Annotated in this window: 15 protein-coding genes; 6 read left to right on the top strand and 9 right to left on the bottom strand. The window is 70.2% G+C overall.

The annotated features are described in order from the left end of the window. Window positions 1-41 precede the first annotated feature (41 nt). The 7 genes from HD597_RS53470 to HD597_RS53440 form a co-directional block, all read right to left on the bottom strand. On the bottom strand, window positions 42-1,427 hold the full coding sequence (locus HD597_RS53470; protein WP_253755588.1) for a PLL family lectin: 1,386 nt from the start codon (window positions 1,425-1,427) through the stop codon (window positions 42-44). 134 nt (window positions 1,428-1,561) lie between these two features. Next, window positions 1,562-3,394, bottom strand: a complete 1,833-nt coding sequence (locus tag HD597_RS53465) for a pectinesterase family protein (RefSeq protein ID WP_253755586.1) — start codon at window positions 3,392-3,394, stop codon at window positions 1,562-1,564. Then, complete coding sequence (locus HD597_RS53460) at window positions 3,391-4,593, bottom strand: pectate lyase family protein (protein WP_253755584.1); 1,203 nt, start codon at window positions 4,591-4,593, stop codon at window positions 3,391-3,393. The genes HD597_RS53465 and HD597_RS53460 overlap by 4 nt, the downstream gene beginning before the upstream one ends. Continuing rightward, window positions 4,593-5,882, bottom strand: a complete 1,290-nt coding sequence (locus HD597_RS53455; RefSeq protein ID WP_253755582.1) for an ABC transporter substrate-binding protein — start codon at window positions 5,880-5,882, stop codon at window positions 4,593-4,595. The genes HD597_RS53460 and HD597_RS53455 overlap by 1 nt, the downstream gene beginning before the upstream one ends. Window positions 5,883-5,888: 6 nt before the next feature. Further along, a complete protein-coding gene (locus tag HD597_RS53450) occupies window positions 5,889-7,307 on the bottom strand; it encodes a glycoside hydrolase family 43 protein (RefSeq protein WP_253755581.1) in 1,419 nt (472 codons plus the stop codon). Continuing rightward, window positions 7,304-8,173, bottom strand: coding sequence for a carbohydrate ABC transporter permease (locus HD597_RS53445; protein ID WP_253759856.1), 870 nt, complete (start codon window positions 8,171-8,173; stop codon window positions 7,304-7,306). The genes HD597_RS53450 and HD597_RS53445 overlap by 4 nt, the downstream gene beginning before the upstream one ends. A gap of 2 nt (window positions 8,174-8,175) precedes the next feature. Then, complete coding sequence (locus HD597_RS53440; RefSeq protein WP_253755579.1) at window positions 8,176-9,090, bottom strand: carbohydrate ABC transporter permease; 915 nt, start codon at window positions 9,088-9,090, stop codon at window positions 8,176-8,178. Window positions 9,091-9,165: 75 nt separating this feature from the next. On the opposite strand from HD597_RS53440, the gene HD597_RS53435 reads away from it, so the two are divergent. The 4 genes from HD597_RS53435 (at window position 9,166) to HD597_RS53420 (ending at window position 14,111) form a co-directional block, all read left to right on the top strand. After that, window positions 9,166-10,281: a LacI family DNA-binding transcriptional regulator gene (locus tag HD597_RS53435; protein ID WP_308210887.1), complete on the top strand. Its 1,116-nt coding sequence runs from the start codon at window positions 9,166-9,168 to the stop codon at window positions 10,279-10,281. A 105-nt stretch (window positions 10,282-10,386) separates the two neighbouring features. Further along, the gene (locus HD597_RS53430) at window positions 10,387-11,799 is read left to right on the top strand and encodes a pectinesterase family protein (protein WP_253755575.1); all 1,413 of its coding nucleotides are present in this window, start codon (window positions 10,387-10,389) and stop codon (window positions 11,797-11,799) included. 26 nt (window positions 11,800-11,825) lie between these two features. Beyond that, window positions 11,826-13,229, top strand: a complete 1,404-nt coding sequence (locus HD597_RS53425) for an RICIN domain-containing protein (RefSeq protein ID WP_253755573.1) — start codon at window positions 11,826-11,828, stop codon at window positions 13,227-13,229. Between the two features lie 99 nt (window positions 13,230-13,328). Beyond that, complete coding sequence (locus HD597_RS53420; RefSeq protein ID WP_253755571.1) at window positions 13,329-14,111, top strand: SAM-dependent methyltransferase; 783 nt, start codon at window positions 13,329-13,331, stop codon at window positions 14,109-14,111. A 23-nt stretch (window positions 14,112-14,134) separates the two neighbouring features. Here HD597_RS53420 and HD597_RS53415 read toward each other — a convergent pair whose 3' ends face one another. Both HD597_RS53415 and HD597_RS53410 read right to left on the bottom strand, forming a co-directional pair. Next, window positions 14,135-14,578 (bottom strand): GNAT family N-acetyltransferase, encoded by a 444-nt coding sequence (locus HD597_RS53415; RefSeq protein ID WP_253755569.1) that lies wholly within the window; start codon window positions 14,576-14,578, stop codon window positions 14,135-14,137. A 56-nt stretch (window positions 14,579-14,634) separates the two neighbouring features. Further along, window positions 14,635-15,123: a hypothetical protein gene (locus HD597_RS53410; protein WP_253755567.1), complete on the bottom strand. Its 489-nt coding sequence runs from the start codon at window positions 15,121-15,123 to the stop codon at window positions 14,635-14,637. Between the two features lie 408 nt (window positions 15,124-15,531). On the opposite strand from HD597_RS53410, the gene HD597_RS53405 reads away from it, so the two are divergent. Both HD597_RS53405 and HD597_RS53400 read left to right on the top strand, forming a co-directional pair. Next, complete coding sequence (locus HD597_RS53405; protein ID WP_253755565.1) at window positions 15,532-16,635, top strand: trypsin-like serine peptidase; 1,104 nt, start codon at window positions 15,532-15,534, stop codon at window positions 16,633-16,635. Between the two features lie 148 nt (window positions 16,636-16,783). Next, on the top strand, window positions 16,784-17,524 hold the full coding sequence (locus tag HD597_RS53400; protein ID WP_276083258.1) for a response regulator transcription factor: 741 nt from the start codon (window positions 16,784-16,786) through the stop codon (window positions 17,522-17,524). The last annotated feature ends 7 nt before the right edge of the window (window positions 17,525-17,531 follow it).

The raw sequence follows: 17,531 nt of genomic DNA, 5'->3' as shown, positions 1-17,531 counted from the left end.
CGCGGATCGCGAGCCGGCATTCGCCGTTCTGACGCCGGGGTCTAGCGGATGCCCCGGTGCACGCACAGGAGCTGGTCGCGGGTGGCGTTCCTGTCGCGGTAGGCGATGATCGCCGGGGCCTCGGCGCTGTAGTGGTGGGGCAGCCGCTGGTCGGCGGTCCAGCCGGAGCCGTTGAAGCTGCTCCACCACAGGCTCGGGTCGGCGGAGCCGCGGTGCACGCAGTACAGCCGGTCCTTGTAGACGGTCAGGGCCGGGCCCTCGGTGGTGTGGTGGCCGCCCAGCTTCTGGTCCGGGCTCCACCGCGAGCCGTCCCAGCGGGTCCACCACAGCGCCGAGTCGCCGCCCGCGCCGCGGTGCACGCAGTAGAGGTGACCTCGGTAGACGGCCAGTGCCGGGTTGGCGGCGCTGAAGTGCTGCGGCAGCCGCTCGTCGGGGCTCCAGGTGGAACCGTCCCAGCGGGTCCACCACAGCGCCTGGTCGCTGCCCGCGCCGCGGTGCACGCAGAAGAGCTGCCCGTCGTAGGCGGCCAGCGCCGGGGCCGACTCGCTGAAGTGCTGCGGGAAGCGCTGGTCGGAGCTCCAGTACGAGCCGTCCCAGCGGGCCCACCACAGCGCCGTGTCACCGCGGCTGCCACGGTGCACGCAGTAGAGCCGGCCGTCGTAGGCGGCCAGCGCCGGGGCCGACTCGCTGAAGTGCCGGGGGAGCATCTGGTCGTCGCTCCAGCCCTCCTCCGCGTCGTAGCTCGTCCACCACAGGCTGGAGTCGCCGTCGGCGCCCCGGTGGGCCAGGAACAGCCGGTCCTGGAACTCGGCCAGGGCCGGGCCCGACACGCTGAAGTGGTCGACGAAGCGCTGGTCCGGGCTCCAGCCGTCGCCCGGCTCGTGGACCGTCCAGTACAGGCTCGTGTCGCCGCCGCTCTGGCGGGCCGGGACCAGCATGCCGGGGGCGGTCCACGGCGAGGCCAGCCTGACCCCGTACGGCCGGGCGATGGAGGCGATCCACTCGGCCTTGGCGCGCACCGAGCGCTCGATGAGCGGGGCCAGCCAGGAGCCCAGCACCGCGCCCGAGATCTCCCCGATGAGCTGCGGGATCTCCGCCGCCAGCAGCGCGGCCGACTCGTTGAGGTGGATCTCGTAACCCCACCACCTGGCGACCGGCCAGACGTCGGCGCCCATGGTGCGCAGCTCACGCTGGATGCCGCGGACGCGCTCCTGCTCCTTGGAGGTCAGCTCGGCGATCTGGCGCTCGCTCTCCCTGCGAGCGTCCAGCGACCCGGAGTCCTCCAGCAGCTCGGTCTCGACGGCCACGTCGACGGCGGCCGAGGCCACCGGGTCGTCCTGCGCGTGCAGGAGCGCGGCCTCGGTGTCGAGGACGTTCTCTTCTGCCCCGTTGACCCTTATCTTCGCGGCCTGCGTCTCATCGGTCATTTTCAGCCCCCTGGCGTGATGGATGCGCGAACTTCGCCATCGTAACCAGGCGTACTGATACGACTACTCTACGGCTGGATTGCTCCTGGTAAAGACAGTCATCGGCCCGGGCTCCCCCAGCCCGGGCCGTGATCTCATGGGCGCCAGCCCGCCAGATACCGCTCGACGGTGTGCCTGGCCGCCTGCCGGTCGGTGAGCTGAGGCCGGTCGGCCGTGACGGCCGCGCCCGGGCCCGTGTTGCGGTACTCGGCGAAGCGGCCCTCGCCCGCCCACGGGTCGTCCTTGACGTGCGCGCCCAGCCACGCGTCGCGGACGACGGCAGCGCCGGAGCTCCCCAGCGAGACGGTCCTGGCGGCGTCGCCCTCCAGCCGGCCGCCGTCGACCAGGACGGTGCCGCCCGCGAGCACGTTGCCGGGGCCGGTCGACCTGATCGTGCAGCCGTCCAGGACGGTCGTGCCCTGGCCGCGCACGATGTCGGCGTCGCCCTCCACGTAGCAGTCGCGCAGGTAGGCGCGAGGGCCGTCCGACTGGAGCACGCCCCCGTTGCCGAGGATCCTGGCGCCGTCGAGGGCGGTCCTGTCCCCGGCCGTGCGCACGGCGGGCGCGGGTCCGGGGTTGACCGTCTCGTCGGCGGCGTTGTGGAGCGTCAGGTCCCGCACCGTGACGCCGTCGGCGAGCACGGCGAGGGTGGCGCTCTGCGCGGCTCCCCAGGTGCCGCCGTAGAACTTCGCGGCGTCGGCGGACAGGTCGTAGGTGACGACCACGTCCTCGGGATCGCCGGTCGCTCCCTTGATCGTCAGGTCGCGGCGGCCCGCCCAGATCCGCGGCATCTCGCGGTAGACGCCCGGCTCGACGGTGATCACCGCGCCGCGCGGGGCCGCGCCCACGGCCGCCTGGATGCTGGCGTAGTCGCCGGTGCCGTCGAGCGCGACGGTGATACGCCTCGCGTTCCTCCCGGTCTCGTCGGCCCTGCCGGCCCCGTCGGTCCCGTCGGTCCCGTCGGCCCTGCCGGCCTTCGCGCCGAGCGGGCCCGCGCCTCTGGTGACGATGCCGGGCACCCGCTCGGCGGGGTCGAGCGTGTAGGCGTAGTAGGCAGACGGGTCGAACGCCGCGCCCGCGCTGTCGGAGCGGCCGGGCGAGTCGCGCAGCACGTTGCCCCGCTGCACGACCTGCGAGGCCGGGTCCTTGGCCACGATCGGGTCGGGCACGCCCTGGTAGTAGCTGTTCTCCACGACCAGCCTGCCGCCGCCGCGGATCATCGTCCCGTACATCGCGGTGTCCTGGACGTAGTTGTTGTACCAGTGCGCGGCCTCGGTGTTGTCGATGCTGGCGTTGCGCTGGTGGGTGCCGCGGATCCAGTTGTGGTGGAAGGTCACCTTGGTGACCACGTTGGAGGTCCAGCCGACGCCGACGGCCTTGTTGTGGTCGCTGAAGACGTTCCAGGAGACGGTGACGTAGTCGCTGTCCCTGCGGATGTCGAGCAGGCCGTCGCCGGTGCGGGTGAAGTGGTTGTGGTCGATCCAGACGTGGTGGGCGCCGTCCATCTGGATGCCGTCGTAGTCCTTGGTCTTGCCGTCCCAGTCGCCCGGCACGTACGTGTCGCGGATCGTCAGGTTGCGGATGATGACGTTGTGCACGCCGTTGAGGAAGAACCCGCCGTGCACGACCTCGGCGCCCGCGCCCTCGCCGACGATGCTCTTGTCGGAGGCGACCGCGATCTCCTTGCCGTACGGCTCCATCGTGATCGAGCCCCTGACCCTGATCACGTACGGCTCGGCGGCGGTGGCGTACCGCTCCAGGTCGGCCGCGTTGTCCACGGTCACGGTCTCGCCGGCCGCGCCTCCGGTGGTGCCGTCCACCCCCAGGGCGTTCAGCCCGGCGAACCCGTCGGCCCGCTCCTCGGCCTGGGCGGGCGCGGGGATCAGGAGCAGCCCCGCGACCAGGGCCAGGACCGCCGCCGCCCTCATGAGATCCTCCCGGCCCCGGCCCTCGCCTTGACCAGGGCGGGCACGGCCCGCGCGGGGTCCACACGCCCGTGCAGGCTCGGGGCCCAGCCCACGTCGGAGCCGAGATCGGGGTCCTTGACGGCGTTGTACGCCGCCAGCACGTCCACCGGCCTGCCGTTCACCAGCGTGCCCTCCTCATGGATCGCGGTGCCGCCCCAGCCGTAAATGATCTTTTCGGGCGTGGTGCCGCTGAAGGTGTTGTTCTGGGCGTAGATGGCGGAGTTGACGCCGACGCCCCACGAGTACTGGTACTCGGCGCCGGCCGGGACCACGTAGGCGTTGTTGTAGACGTGCACCTGCCCGTGGCGCACGCGCGGCGCCCGCTGGTTGAGCCCCGACAGCAGGTTGTGGTGCAGGGTGATGCGCAGCTTGCCGGCGTCGTGCTCGGGGTTGTCGGTGTTGCCCCACAGCAGAGACTTGTCGTGCCCGGCGAACACGCTCCAGGAGATCGTCACCAGGTCGCTGCCCCTGACGACGTCGAGCAGCCCGTCGTGGTGCAGGAAGCGCTTGCCGAAGTAGAACGGCTCGGCCTGGTCGGGGCGGTCGCCGTCGGTGAGCGTGACGTGGTCCACCCAGACGTGCGTGGACTCGGAGACCATCAGGTTGTCGTAGTCGGTCTTCCAGTCGCCGCCGCTCCACACGGGGAAGCAGTCGTAGGCGTCGTGGACGGCGAGGTTCCTGACGATGACGTTGTCGGCCTTGTCGATCATGAGGCCGAGGCCGGTGAGGCTCGCGCCGCGGCGGCCGACGAGCGTGGTGTTCGAGCCGATGGTGATCACCACGTCCTGCCGCTGGTTGGCGGCGGACGCCTTGCGGGCCTCCTCCAGCGGGCCCGCCGCGGGCCCCGTCCAGTGGGCCGGGTCGTAGGCCTCCAGGTACTTCTGCAGGTCGTACTCGGGGACGGCGTAGTCGGCGCAGGTCCTGGAGCCCGCGTTCAGCGAGCCCTCGACGTAGACGATCTTCGGCTCGTTCCCGGCGACGGCCGCGGCCAGCTCGTCGCGGGTGCGGACGGTGACCGCGCGCCGGTCGGCGGACCCGCCGGTGGTGCCGCCCTCGGCGGCGGCCCACCCGTCGTTCGGGGCGAGCACCTGGCGGCCCAGGTCGGGGGCGGGGTGTAACGCCGTCACCGCGGCGACGGCGAGTGCGACGACCGTGTGCATCAGCCGTTCCTCTTCTTGTACTCGGCCTGCGCCTGGGTCAGCTTGCCCGCCAGCTCGTCGAGGAAGGCCTTGGCCGTGAGCCGGCCCAGCAGCACCTTCTGGAACTGCGGCTCGGCCCACGTCTTGGTGATCTGGTTGAATTCCGGCAGGTGGTACGGCATCTGCACGACCTTGGTCGCCGGGTCGTTGAGCACCCGCTGCACCTCCAGGATGTGCGCGGCCTTGGAGGGCGGCACGTCGGTGTTGGCCGGGATGACGCCGGACTTCTCGGCGAGGTAGCCGCCCATCTCCTTCGAGGCGAAGAATTCGGCCAGTTTGGCCGCCTCCTCCTTGTGCTCGCCGGCGGAGAAGACGGCGACGCCGCCGACCGGGTTCGACAGCACGGTCTGGGGACCGCTGTCGGACTTGGGCACGGAGAAGGAGGCCACCTTCTCCTCCCCGAGCGCCTTCATGTGGTCCTGGTAGGAGCCCAGGTTGTGCTGCATGATCGCGACGCTGCCCGCGGTGTCGAACTGGGCGACCATCTTGACGTAGTCGTTCTGCAGGTCACCCTCGGGGGTGTTCTTCTTGTAGAGCCCCGCGTACTTCTCCAGCGCCGTCACGTTACGCGGGTCGTTGAGCGTGGCCTTGCCGGAGGGGTCGAAGATCTCGGTGACGCCGGACTGCCCGTAGACGACCTCCAGCATCTGCGCGACGGAGCCGGCGCCGCCGCGGATGGTGAAGCCGAAGCGGTTCTCCTCGGGCTTGGTGAACTTGTCCACCACCGTGAAGAACTCCGACCACGTCTTCGGGGCCTCCACCCCCGCCTCCTTGAACCAGTCCTCGCGGTACCAGAACGCGCCGGCGTTGGTGGAGATCGGATAGATGTACATCTTGCCGTCGGGCACGACGTTCTTGACCGTGGTCAGCAGGGCTTCGTTGAACTTGCCGTTCAGCGCGGGGTTCCTGGCGATGCGCTCGTCCACGGGTTCAAGTGCCTTCTGGGCCACCAGGCTGCCCAGCCCCGAGGTCGAGATGTCGGCCACGTCGGGGGTGCCGCCGCCCGCGATGGCCGTGTCGAGCTTCTGCGGCGCCTGCGTGATCGGGATGCCCACGTAGTTGACCTTGATCGTGGGGTTGGCCTTCTCGAACTCGGCGATGGCGTGCTGCCAGACCGGCGTGCGGGCGGGCCCTGCGTTGGTGTCCCAGAAGGTGATCTCGGTCCTGCCGTCTCCGGAACCGCCGCCCGAGCCGCAACCGGCCAGGACGGCCGTCAGCACGACGGCGGCTATCGGCGCGTGTCGTCTCATGTGCCTCTACCTCTCGATGTCCACGGTGAACGCCTCGAAGATCGCTTCGCCGGTGCCGTCCCCCGCGGCGAAGAGGCCGAGCACGGCCCCCACCCATCGGCCCTGCGTGGCCTGGAAGGGCGCGCCCACGTCCCTGCCGCCGGCCATGAACGTGATCAGCGCGCCCTCGCCGGCCCGCGCGCCGATCGTGACGGCGCCGTCCTCCTCGACCGGGACCGGCTCCGTGTCGCCGCGGACCAGGAGCAGCTTGCCGTCCGGGCCGCGCTCCAGGCCGACGAACGCGGCGGTGTCCCCCACCACGGCCAGCCCCGCCCGGCCCTCGCCCGCCAGCGTGAGGGTGACGGTGACCGTGCAGGGCGCGCCGGGCAGCCGCTGCCCCAGCACGGACGGCCGCTCGCGCAGGTCGTCGGGGCCGGGCACGCAGGCCAGCCGGAGCGTGCCGTCCCGCAGCTCCCACCAGGAGGGGTCGGGGTTGGCCTGCCAGCTCCACTGCAGCCCGAGCCCCGGTCCGGCGAAGTCGTCGGACGTCGCGGGCGCGGCCGGCTCGCAGCCGGGCACCGGCACCCGGTGCCCGGCCACGGGCTCGCCGTCGTCGCCCATGACCGGCCAGCCGTCCTCACCCCAGACCATGGGCTGCAGGTGCACGACCCGGCCGTAGGGGCCGCGGTCCTGGAAGTGCATGAACCAGTGCTCGCCGGACGGGGTGTCCACCCAGCCGCCCTGGTGCGGGCCGTTGACGTCGGTGCCGCCCTGCTCCAGCACGATGCGGTCCTCGTACGGGCCGAAGATCGACTCGGCCCGGAACACCGACTGCCAGCCCTGCTCGACGCCCCCGGCGGGCGCGAAGATCCAGTATGCGCCGTCGCGCTTGTAGAGCTTGGGCCCTTCCAGGGTCCGGTATCCCGGCAGCAGGTCGGCGTCGATGACCAGCGTGCCCTCGTCCAGCACCCTGCTGCCGTCGGGCGCCATGCGGTGCAGGGTGAGCCGGTTGTTGATGCCCGCGCGGCTCTTCGCCCAGCCGTGCACCAGGTACGCCTGCCCGTCCTCGTCCCACAGCGGGCACGCGTCGATCAGCCCGAGTCCCGGCTTGACCACGTGCGGCTCGGTCCACGGGCCTCGCGGGTCCTCGGCGCTCACCCAGCAGACGCCCACGTCCGGATCGCCCCAGAAGATCCAGAAGCGGCCGTCGTGGTGGCGCAGCGAAGGAGCCCACACCCCGCAGCCGGGCCGCACGTCGTCGTGGCCTCGGGTGTACGCGTGGCCGATGATCGTCCAGTTGACCAGGTCGCGCGAGTGCAGGATCGGCAGCCCCGGCACCTTGGTGAAGGTGGAGACCGTCAGGTAGAAGTCGTCTCCGACGCGGATGACGTCGGGGTCGGACCAGTCGGCGTTGAGCACCGGGTTGCGGTAGGTCTGGGAGCTCATCCCTTCACCGCCCCGGCGGACATCCCCTGGACGAGGTAACGCTGGATGAAGGCGAAGACGATCACGACGGGCAGTGCGGCGACGACGCCGCCGGCGGCGAGGGCGCCGAAGTCGACGCTGTTCTCGCCAAGGTTGTAGGCCAGGCCCACGGGCACGGTGAATTTCTCCTGGTCGTTGATGAACATGAGGGCGAAGAGGAAGTTGTTCCAGCTGTGGATGAAGGCGAACGAGCCGACCGCGACCAGCGCGGGCCGCAGCAGGGGCAGCACGATGGCCAGGAAGCCGCGCAGCCGGGAGCAGCCGTCCACCCAGGCGGCCTGCTCCAGCTCGTACGGGATGTTGCGGATGAAGCCGCTGATCAGGATGAGCGAGAGCGGGAGCTGGAAGACCGTCTCGGCGATGACGAGGCTCCACAGCGAGTTCGTCAGGTCCAGCGTGCGGAAGATCTCGAACAGCGGGATGATCATCAGGGCGCCGGGGATGAACTGCGTGCAGAGCATCCCGACCATGAACGCGCCCTTGCCGCGGAAGGCGTAGCGGGCCAGCGCGTACCCACCGGCCAGCGCCACCACGGTGGTCGCGACCAGCGAGGCGACGCCGACCATCAGGCTGTTCCGGAAGAAGACGGCGAACCCCATGCCGTTCCAGACCGTGTCGAAGTGCTCCAGCGTGATCGGCCAGGGGAAGATCGCCATCGAGCCGGCCGGCCGGAACGCGAAGACCAGCATCCAGTAGAACGGCACCAGCGTGAACAGCAGGTACAGGGCCAGCGGGAGGTAGATCTGCCAGCGCGGCACCCGGTTGCCCGGCGCGGCCGGGGCGGCGGTCTGCTTCGGCGGGGCGGCCACGGGGCGTTGCGTCACCATGGTCACGACTTCGCTCCGAACTTGCTCAGGCGCAGGTACGCGATCGAGAAGAAGGTCAGGATGAGGAACGCCACGGTGGTCAGCGCGGTGGCGTAACCGAAGTCGTGCGACTGGGCGGCCAGCGCTGCCACGTACAGCGGCAGCGTGGTGGTCTGGTGGGCCGGGCCGCCGCCGGTCAGCGTGTAGAGCAGGTCCACGTTGTTGAACTCCCACACGCAGCGCAGCAGCGTGGACAGGATGATCGCGTCGCGCAGGTGCGGCAGCGTGATGTGGAAGAAGCGGCGGATCCGGCTGGCGCCGTCCACGGAGGCGGCCTCGTACAGCTCCTTCGACACCGACTGCAGGTCGGCCAGGAGCAGGATCGCGAAGAACGGCACCCCGCGCCAGAGCTCGGCCACCACCGCGGCCCAGAAGACGGTGTCCGGGTTCGCCAGCGGGGCGGCGCCGTACTCCATGAGGCCCAGGTCGGCGAGGTAGCGGGACATGCCGGTGAACGGGTTGTAGAGCAGCACCCAGATCGCGGTGGTGAGCACGCCGGAGACGGCCCACGGCGAGAAGACCAGCGCCCGCGAGATCGCGCGGCCGACGAAGCTCTCGTTGACGATCAGCGCGAGCGCCAGCCCGAGCAGGAACTGCAGCACGACCTCGACGGCCACCCACTTGACGCTGAAGCCGAGGCTCTGCCAGAAGATCGGGTCCTCGAACAGCAGCCTGCGGAAGTTCTCCAGCCCGGCGAAGCCGTTGTCCCAGGGCTGGGTCACGTTGTAGTGCTGCAGGCTGTAGTACAGGACGCTGAGCATCGGGTAGACGAGGAACCCGAGCATGGCCACCACCGACGGGGCGATCAGCCAGTACGGGGTCGAAGCGCCTGCTCGGCGGGGTCTGGTGCGGGGCGGGGGCGCCGAGACGACGGCCACGTAACGGACTCCTTCGCGTGGTGCCGGTCTGCAATCGGTTGCAGGAAACGTTGCGTTAGCACGAACGCAACGTCAATGGCGGGTGAACCGGTCAGGCGCCACCATCAGGGCAAACGCCGAAATTTCGAAATTTTCGCTGGCATGGCCTGGCCTTATGCCCGCCCTTCGGAGCAGAGTGGGGACATGACGGCTCCCGACAATCCCGCCCCACTGCCGAAACTGGCAGTGATCGCCCGCGAGGCCGGGGTTTCGGTTGCAACCGTTTCCAAGGCGTTGAACGGCCGATCCGACGTCTCGCAGCACACGAGACGCCTGGTCGCGGAGGTGCTGGAGCGGCGCGGCTACCCGCGCCAGCGGGTCCGGCCCACCCGGGGCAGCATGGTGGACGTCATGCTGCAGGGGCTCGACTCGCCGTACGCGCTGGCCATCCTCGGCGGCGTGGAGGACGCGGCCTGGCGGCTCGGCGTGGACCTGATCGTCTCCGCCGTGGTCGGCCGCACCAAGAACGGCCAGCCGCCGCCGGCCTGGCTGGACCGGATCGGCGCGCGGGACAGCGCGGGCGTCCTGCTGGTGCGCACGTCGCCGACCGCCACGCAGCGGGCCTGGCTGACCGACCACGGCATCCCCGCGGTGATCGTCGACCCGCGGCGCAAGCCGCCGCCAGGGGTCTCGATCGTGGCCGCCGCCAACCGCGATGGCGCCCGCGAGGCCACCGAGCACCTGATCGGCCTCGGCCACGAGCGCATCGCGATCATGGCCGGCCGCCCCGGCGTGCCGTGCGCGATCGAGCGCCTGGCCGGCTACCGGGAGGCCATGGCCGCGGCCGGGCTGGCGATCGATCCGCGCTGGGAGGCGTGCGGCAACTTCCAGCGCGAGAGCGCGCTGGAGGCCACCCGCGAGCTGCTCTCCGCCGACGTGCCCACGGCCGTCTTCGCCTGCTCGGACGCGATGGCGGTCGGGGTCTACCAGGCGCTGAACGAGCGCGGCCTGCGAGTGCCCGACGACGTGAGCGTGATGGGCTTCGACGACTCGTGGGCCGCCGCACACGTCACGCCGGCGCTCACGACGGTCCGCCAACCCTGGCCTGACCTGGGCTCCGTCGCTCTGGGCGCGCTGCTGTCGGGCGAGGCGCCGCAGCGGGTCGAGCTGCCCACCACTCTCGTGGTGCGCTCCAGCACCGCGCCGCGATGAAAGTTTCATGCGTCACCACGGGTTTTCCGCGGCTGTGAATTTGTCTGCTTGACAGGCGTCAAGCGACTGGTGCTTCCTCTGGGGCCGAGAGGAAGGAGAGCGCGGATGCCCAAGCTCAGATCCGCGGGCGTCGCCCTGCTCGCGGCCGCCGCGGCAGTGGCTTTCTCGCCATCGTCGCAGGCCAGAGCCGATACGCCGGCGGCGGGAGGTGTGTACCAGCTCAAGGTGACCAAGAGCGGCAAGTGCCTGGACGTGGTGAACGGCTCGCTCGACAACGGGGCCCAGATGCAGCAGTGGAGCTGCTCGGGTGCCACGTGGCAGCAGTTCAGGGTCGTTTCGGCCGGGTCGGGAACCTACACGCTGCGTAACGTCAACAGCGGCCGATGTCTCGACGTGCCCAACGGAGCGGCCACCTCCGGGCTGCGGCTGCAGCAGTGGGGCTGCGGCGACGGGCTGAAGGCCAACCAGCTCTGGCGCTTCACGGCCTCGGGCAGCGGAACGTACCAGGTGATCAGCAACGCCACCGGCCTGTGCATGAGCGACGAGGGCGCCTCCACCGCCTCCGGCGCCGCGATCATCCAGGAGACCTGCACCGCCAACACCAACAAGCAGTGGGCCTTCGAGCCCCTGGCCAAGCCCACGGTGGCGGCCGACGGCAGCGGCACCCACCGCACCGTGCAGGCCGCGATCGACGCCGTGCCGGCCGGGAACGCGAGCCGGGTGACGATCACGATCGCGCCGGGGACGTACCGGGAGGTCGTCCGGATCCCCTCGAACAAGCCGTACGTCACGCTGCAGGGGCTCGGCTCTTCGGCGGCCCAGACTGTTATCGTTAACAACCACCATGCAGGCGCATACGGGACATCCGGCAGCGCCACCGCGTTCGTCGACGGCCACGACTTCGTCGCCACGAACCTGACCATCTCCAACGACTTCGACGAGACCTCGACCGCCGACGGCCACCAGGCGGTGGCGCTCAACCTGAACGCCGACCGCGCCCGCCTGACCAACGTGCGCCTGCTCGGCGACCAGGACACCTTCCTGGTCAACGACTCGACCAGGGCCTACGTGTCCGGCTCGTACGTCGAGGGCACCGTCGACTTCATCTTCGGCGGCGGCACCATCGTCTTCGACAACTGCGACATCCACGAGAAGCGCACCACGGGCGGGCCCATCACGGCCGCCAGCACGGCGGCCGCCAAGACCTACGGCTTCCTGTTCCACAAGTCGCGCATCACCGGCGCCACCTCGAACACCACCCAGCTCGGCCGCCCCTGGCGCCCCGACGCCCAGGTCCTCTACCGCGAGTCCACGCTCAGCGCGACGATCAGGACCGCCCAGCCGTGGACCGACATGTCCTCCAACTCCTGGAAGAACGCCCGTTTCTTCGAATACCGCAACACCGGGGCGGGAGCCGGGACGAACTCCAACCGGCCGCAGCTCACCGACGCCCAGGCGGCGAACTACACCCCGCAGAAGTACCTGGCCGGATCGGACGGCTGGAACCCCATCGGGTGAAAGGAAGAATCATGAAATTTCGTTCGATGTTAACTTCTCTCGCCGTCCTCGCCTCGCTCGCGGTGTCCGCCGCCCCCGCACAGGCCGCCGTCCCCGTGGCAGGCGGCGTGTACCAGCTCAAGGTGACCAAGAGCGGCAAGTGCCTGGACGTGGTGAACGGCTCGCTCGACAACGGGGCCCAGATGCAGCAGTGGGGCTGCTCCGGCTCCGCCTGGCAGCGGTTCACCGTCGTCTCGGCCGGATCCGGCCTCTACACGCTGCGCAACGTCAACAGCGGCCGGTGCCTGGACGTGCCGAACGGCGCGGCGACCTCCGGGCTGCGGCTGCAGCAGTGGGGCTGCGGCGACGGGCTGAAGGCCAACCAGCTCTGGCGCTTCACGGCCTCGGGCAGCGGGACGTACCAGGTGATCAGCAACGCCACCGGCCTGTGCATGAGCGACGAGGGCGCCTCCACCGCCGACGGCGCCGCGATCATCCAGGAGACCTGCACCGCCAACACCAACAAGCAGTGGGCCTTCGAGACCTCCGGCGGCCGGACCTGGCCGAGCACCCCCGACGGCTTCGCCTCCACCGGCGGCGGCACCACCGGCGGCGCGGCCGGCGCCACGGTCACCGTGAACAACTACGCCGACCTGGTCAGGTACGCCACCGCGAGCGCGCCGTACGTGATCAGGGTGAACGGCGCGATCACGGTCAGCCCGTACGGCACCGAGATCAGGGTCGCCTCGAACAAGACCATCGTCGGCGTCGGCACCAGCGGCCACATCGTCAACGGCGGCTTCTTCCTCGGCGCCGGCGTCAGCAACGTGATCATCCGCAACCTGACGATCCGCGACACCCGCATGGCCGACGACGACCCGGGTGACGACGCCTACGACTACGACGGCATCCAGATGGACACCGCCCACCACATCTGGATCGACCACAACCACATCGCCCGGATGAACGACGGCCTGATCGACAGCCGCAAGGACACCAGCTACCTCACGGTGTCGTGGAACATCCTGGCGGAGAACAACAAGACCTTCGGCATCGGCTGGACCGAGAACGTCACCTCCCGGATGACGATCCACCACAACTGGACCCGCAACACCAACAGCCGCAACCCCAGCACCGACAACGTGGCCTACGCCCACCTGTACAACAACTACCTGCAGAACGTCAGCGGCTACGGCAACTACGCGCGCGGCGCCTCCAAGATGGTGATCGAGAACTCCTATTACGAGAACGTCAAGGACCCCTACTACCGGGACGACGCCGCCCAGCTCCGGCAGAGCGGAAGCATCTGCGTGAGCTGCAGCGGCCAGCAGGAGACCGGCGGCTCGGCCTTCACGCCGGGCTCGTTCTACTCCTACACGCTCGACCCGGCGGCCGACGTGCCGTCGCTGCTGCGGACCTACGCGGGGCCGCAGGCCGACATCGGGCTCTGAGCACCGGGTGTCCGGGCGCCCCGCCCGGACACCCCACCCGGGACGATCTTCCAGACGTACGCTGCTGGCATCCCCTCGATCCCGGGAAGGCGCGAACCGATGACCGACCGCCCGCCCGACACCAGCGTCCCCAGCCCCGCCCGCATCTACGACCTGTGGCTCGGCGGCCACGACCACTACGAGATCGACCGCATCGTCAGCGAGCAGATCCTCGCCGCCGTCCCGGACCTGCCGGTGCTGGCGCGGGCCAACAGGGAGTTCCTCGGCCGCGCCGTGCGCCACCTGGCCGGTGAGGCGGGCGTGCGCCAGTTCCTCGACGTCGGCACCGGCATCCCGACCGCGGACAACACCCACCAGGTGGCCCAGTCGGTGGCCCCGGACAGCCGCGTCGTGTACGTCGACAACGATCCGGCGGTCCTGGCCCACGCCCGCGAGCTGCTGCGCGCCGCGCCGGCGGGCACGACCGTCTTCGTGGACGGCGACCTGCGCGATCCCGGCGGCATCCTCGCCTCGGCCGCCGAGCTGCTCGACTTCGACCGCCCGATCGGCCTGACCCTGCTCGGCGTCATCGACTTCGTCCCCGGCACCGGCGCCGCCCGCACGATCATCGGCGAGCTGATGTCCGCCATGGCTCCGGGCAGCCATCTCGTCCTCTCCCACGGGCTCGTGGGCAAGCAGCTCGAAGAGGGGGTGCGGCACTGGAACGAGAGCGGCGGCAGCCCGATGACGCTGCGCACGCTGGAGGAGGTCACCTCGTTCTTCGACGGGCTGGAGCTGCTGGAGCCGGGCGTGGTCCCGCTGCCGCGCTGGCGGCCCGTGCCGGGGACCCGCTACGCCGACCGGGAGGCCGTCTACTACGCGGGCGTCGGCCGCAAACCCTGACCGGCCCCGTCCGCCGCGTGCCCTCAGCCCTCGGGCGGGCTCACGTAGTGGTACAGCAGGGCCGGCTCACCGGCGGCGTTCAGCCAGGTGGCGCGGGTGCTGCCGACCCTGCGCCAACCGGCGCGCTCGTAGAGCCCGATGGCGGCCCGCCCCTCCGACGAGACCTCCAGCTTGAGCGGCTGCGGGGTGGCGGCGCGGACCGTGTCCAGCAGCCGGGCGGCCACGCCGCGGCCCCGGGCGGCGGGGGTGACGAACAGGCGGCTGACCTCCGCGTCCAGGGTGAGCGCCACGTGGCCGAGCACCGCGCCCGCCTCGACGGCGATCCAGGCGCCGGCCATGCGGTCGGGGGTCAGCCAGGCGCCGGGATCGTCCGGCCGGCGCACGGGGTAGCGGTCGGCGGCCTGCACCTCGGCCAGGGCCTCGACGCAGGCGGCCAGGTCGTCGGGGGTTCGAGTGCGGATGTCCACGACGAGCCAGCGTAGGAGATGGGCCGGGCGGCGCCGCCGGCCCACCCTTCCTCCGACTACTCGCGGCCGTCGTGGCGGCGCTCGTCGCGCTCCTGCTTCCTGGGGGCGACGACGGTGAACGACGCCGTGGCGGTCCTGTTGCCGACCTTGACGCTGACGGTCCTGCTGCCGGCCCGCGCCTTCGACGGCACGGTCAGCTCCTTGGTGGCGCGGCCGCCCGAGAGGGAGACCCGGTAGCTCTTGCCCTCGGGGCTGGTGACGACGGCGGTGCCGGAGGAGAGGCCCCTGGCGAGGATCGTCACGTCGTAGGAGGAGCCGGCGCGGACCCGGCTCGGGTCGACGGACACCTTGAGCGAGATCGCCTGGCGCCTTGTGTCCTGGTGCTTGTCGTCCTTGCGCACCTGCTTGGCCGGGGCCGGGTGCGAGGCCTTGGCGGTCGGGGCGGGCTGCGGCCGGGCGCCGTCCGCGAGGGCGGAGCCGGTGAAGGGCAGGGCCAGGAGGGCGGCGCCGGCGATGGTCACGGTGAAGGGCTTGGCGAAGCGCACTGGTGATAATCCAATCCTGGACAGACCTGGCCGAACCTTATGAATTCAGCCCCGAAGGTCATCCACGTCCAGCACTCTGCCGAGCGAACCTGAGAAAGGCCTGTCACGAGCTTATGAGTTGGATAAGCGCAGGCAGGGGCTCTGACCTGGGGAGAGTGAGGTGCAACACATAGATTCTCTTAGGCGATTCTCAGCTTTTCACCGGATTCGCATTCAGGATCCCCAGGGGCCTCGCGGAATGCGTACACGAAAATGATCTTACGAAGATCACGAGGAGATCACGGCGTCCTGTGCGCCCGATAAATCCGGACAAAAAGGACTTAAAGGCACGGTCAAGAGGGATACGTTCCTGCCCCATAGACGCACCGAACGCTCGACGCGTTCCCGCGACGAACAAGGAGCATTCCCTTGAAGATCAAGCACACCCTCGTCCCCCTCGGCGGCGGGCTGGCCGCCGCCGCCCTGCTCGGCGCCTCCCTCGCCGGATCCGCGCAGGCGCAGGCCGATCCGCGCTGGAAGTCGTCCGAGAGCGTCAGCGCCGCCAACGCCAAGGCGATCGCCCAGTTCTGGTTCGACAACAACGGAGCCGCGCTGGAGGCCGCCACCTACGTCGAGGAGGACACCACCAAGGTCGACAAGCTCACGTCGACCGGCACCGCCACCGCCGACACGAAGGCCGGCTCCGTGGCGCCGACCGGCACCACCACCTCCACCTCCAAGTCGAAGAACGTGAACCTGCCGAAGACCATCGGCAAGGTCTTCTTCGTCGACCAGGACGGCGAGAAGCACTGGTGCTCGGCCTCGTCGATCCAGGGCAAGTACGCCAACCTCGTGGCCACGGCCGGCCACTGCGTGTACGACACCGGCAACGACGAGCAGCTCATGGACAACTGGGTCTTCGTGCCCGGTTACTACCAGGGCAAGGCCCCGTGGGGCATCTACGTGGGCAAGCAGGCATTCGTCCACTACGACTACAGCGTCTACGAGGACTACGATCGCGACTACGCGTTCGTCTCCGTCTACAACGGCGTGACGATCTCGAAGTCGGCCGGCTCCGGCAGGCGCCACGGCTCGATCGAGGTCGAGGACGCCGGTCGCCTGGGCGACAACGTCGGCGGCCAGGGCATCGCCTGGAACCAGCCGCTCAAGAAGGCGCACTACGTCTTCGGCTACCCGCAGGCCGCGCACCCCGACGGCAACAAGCCGTTCACCGGGGTCACGCCGAAGTGGTGCTACGGCACGACCACGGCCAAGACCGTGGGCTCGGCCGCCAAGAAGATCGAGGAGCACGTCGGCCTGAAGTGCTCCATGACCGCCGGCGCGGACGGCGGCCCGTGGCTGCTCAAGTACAGCGGCTCCAAGCGGGTCGGCTACCTCAACGGTGTGACCAGCAGCTTCTACGACCAGGACGAGAACGACCGCGTGGACTACGTCAGCTCGCCGTACTTCGACGGTGAGACCTACAGCGTCTACTCCGCCGCCGCCGCGGTCTGGTCCGGGAAGCTCGTCTGACGGGAAGGGGGGTGGGCTCCGGATAGCTCTCACTGCGCTCTGAAGGGATGGGAAGGACCCGGCACGTGCCGGGTCCTTCCGCAGCTCACAGGCATTTCACAGGCCGCCCTTCATCAAACACTCATCCAGGCAGGCCATCGTCACGACCATGCACACGACCAGCGCGAACTTCAGGTCCGAGCCCGTGCGCCGGCCCGACGGCAGCTCGATCAACATCCTCGTCGTGGACGACGAGCCGTCCCTGACGGAGCTCCTGTCCATGGTCATGCGCCAGGAGTCCTGGGACGTCCGCTGCGCGCACAACGGCGGCGAGGCCATCAGAGCGGCCCGCGGGTTCCGTCCCGACGCGATCGTCCTGGACGTCATGCTGCCCGACATGGACGGGATCGAGCTGCTGCCCCGGCTGCGCGCGGTGCTGCCGGGCGTGCCGGTCCTGTTCCTGACCGCGAAGGACTCTGTGCAGGACCGGCTGATCGGCCTGCGCGCGGGCGCCGACGACTACGTCACCAAGCCGTTCAGCCTGGAGGAGGTCGTCATCAGGCTGCGCGGCCTGCTGCGCCGCGCCGGCGCGGCGCAGACGCGGGCCGACGCCGGGCTCGTGGTCGGCGACCTCACGCTGGATCAGGAGACCCACGAGGTGCGGCGGGCGGGCAAGGACATCCGGCTCACGCCGACGGAGTTCGAGCTGCTGCGCTTCCTCATGCACAACCCTGGACGGGTGCTCAGCAAGGCGCAGATCCTCGACCGGGTTTGGGCCTACGACTTCGGCGGCCAGAGCAACGTGGTCGAGCTGTACATCTCCTACCTGCGACGCAAGATCGACGCCCAGCGCAAGCCGATGATCCACACCGTGCGCGGGGTGGGATACACGCTCCGACCGGCCGGATGACGAGCCG

This window comes from Nonomuraea thailandensis (genome assembly GCF_024172165.1).
Taxonomy (GTDB): domain Bacteria; phylum Actinomycetota; class Actinomycetes; order Streptosporangiales; family Streptosporangiaceae; genus Nonomuraea; species Nonomuraea thailandensis.
The sequence above is the reverse complement of the archived record's forward strand: the minus strand, read 5'-3'. Positions and strand labels throughout refer to the sequence as shown.

Excerpts from the sequence above, each read along its gene's own strand:
- HD597_RS53470 (WP_253755588.1), bottom strand. The coding sequence starts at position 1,427 with ATGACCGATGAGACGCAGGCCGCGAAGATAAGGGTCAACGGGGCAGAA.
- HD597_RS53465 (WP_253755586.1), bottom strand. The coding sequence starts at position 3,394 with ATGAGGGCGGCGGCGGTCCTGGCCCTGGTCGCGGGGCTGCTCCTGATC.
- HD597_RS53460 (WP_253755584.1), bottom strand. The coding sequence starts at position 4,593 with ATGCACACGGTCGTCGCACTCGCCGTCGCCGCGGTGACGGCGTTACAC.
- HD597_RS53455 (WP_253755582.1), bottom strand. The coding sequence starts at position 5,882 with ATGAGACGACACGCGCCGATAGCCGCCGTCGTGCTGACGGCCGTCCTG.
- HD597_RS53450 (WP_253755581.1), bottom strand. The coding sequence starts at position 7,307 with ATGAGCTCCCAGACCTACCGCAACCCGGTGCTCAACGCCGACTGGTCC.
- HD597_RS53445 (WP_253759856.1), bottom strand. The coding sequence starts at position 8,173 with ATGGTGACGCAACGCCCCGTGGCCGCCCCGCCGAAGCAGACCGCCGCC.
- HD597_RS53435 (WP_308210887.1), top strand. The coding sequence starts at position 9,166 with ATGGCGGGTGAACCGGTCAGGCGCCACCATCAGGGCAAACGCCGAAAT.
- HD597_RS53430 (WP_253755575.1), top strand. The coding sequence starts at position 10,387 with ATGCCCAAGCTCAGATCCGCGGGCGTCGCCCTGCTCGCGGCCGCCGCG.
- HD597_RS53425 (WP_253755573.1), top strand. The coding sequence starts at position 11,826 with ATGTTAACTTCTCTCGCCGTCCTCGCCTCGCTCGCGGTGTCCGCCGCC.
- HD597_RS53420 (WP_253755571.1), top strand. The coding sequence starts at position 13,329 with ATGACCGACCGCCCGCCCGACACCAGCGTCCCCAGCCCCGCCCGCATC.
- HD597_RS53400 (WP_276083258.1), top strand. The coding sequence starts at position 16,784 with ATGCACACGACCAGCGCGAACTTCAGGTCCGAGCCCGTGCGCCGGCCC.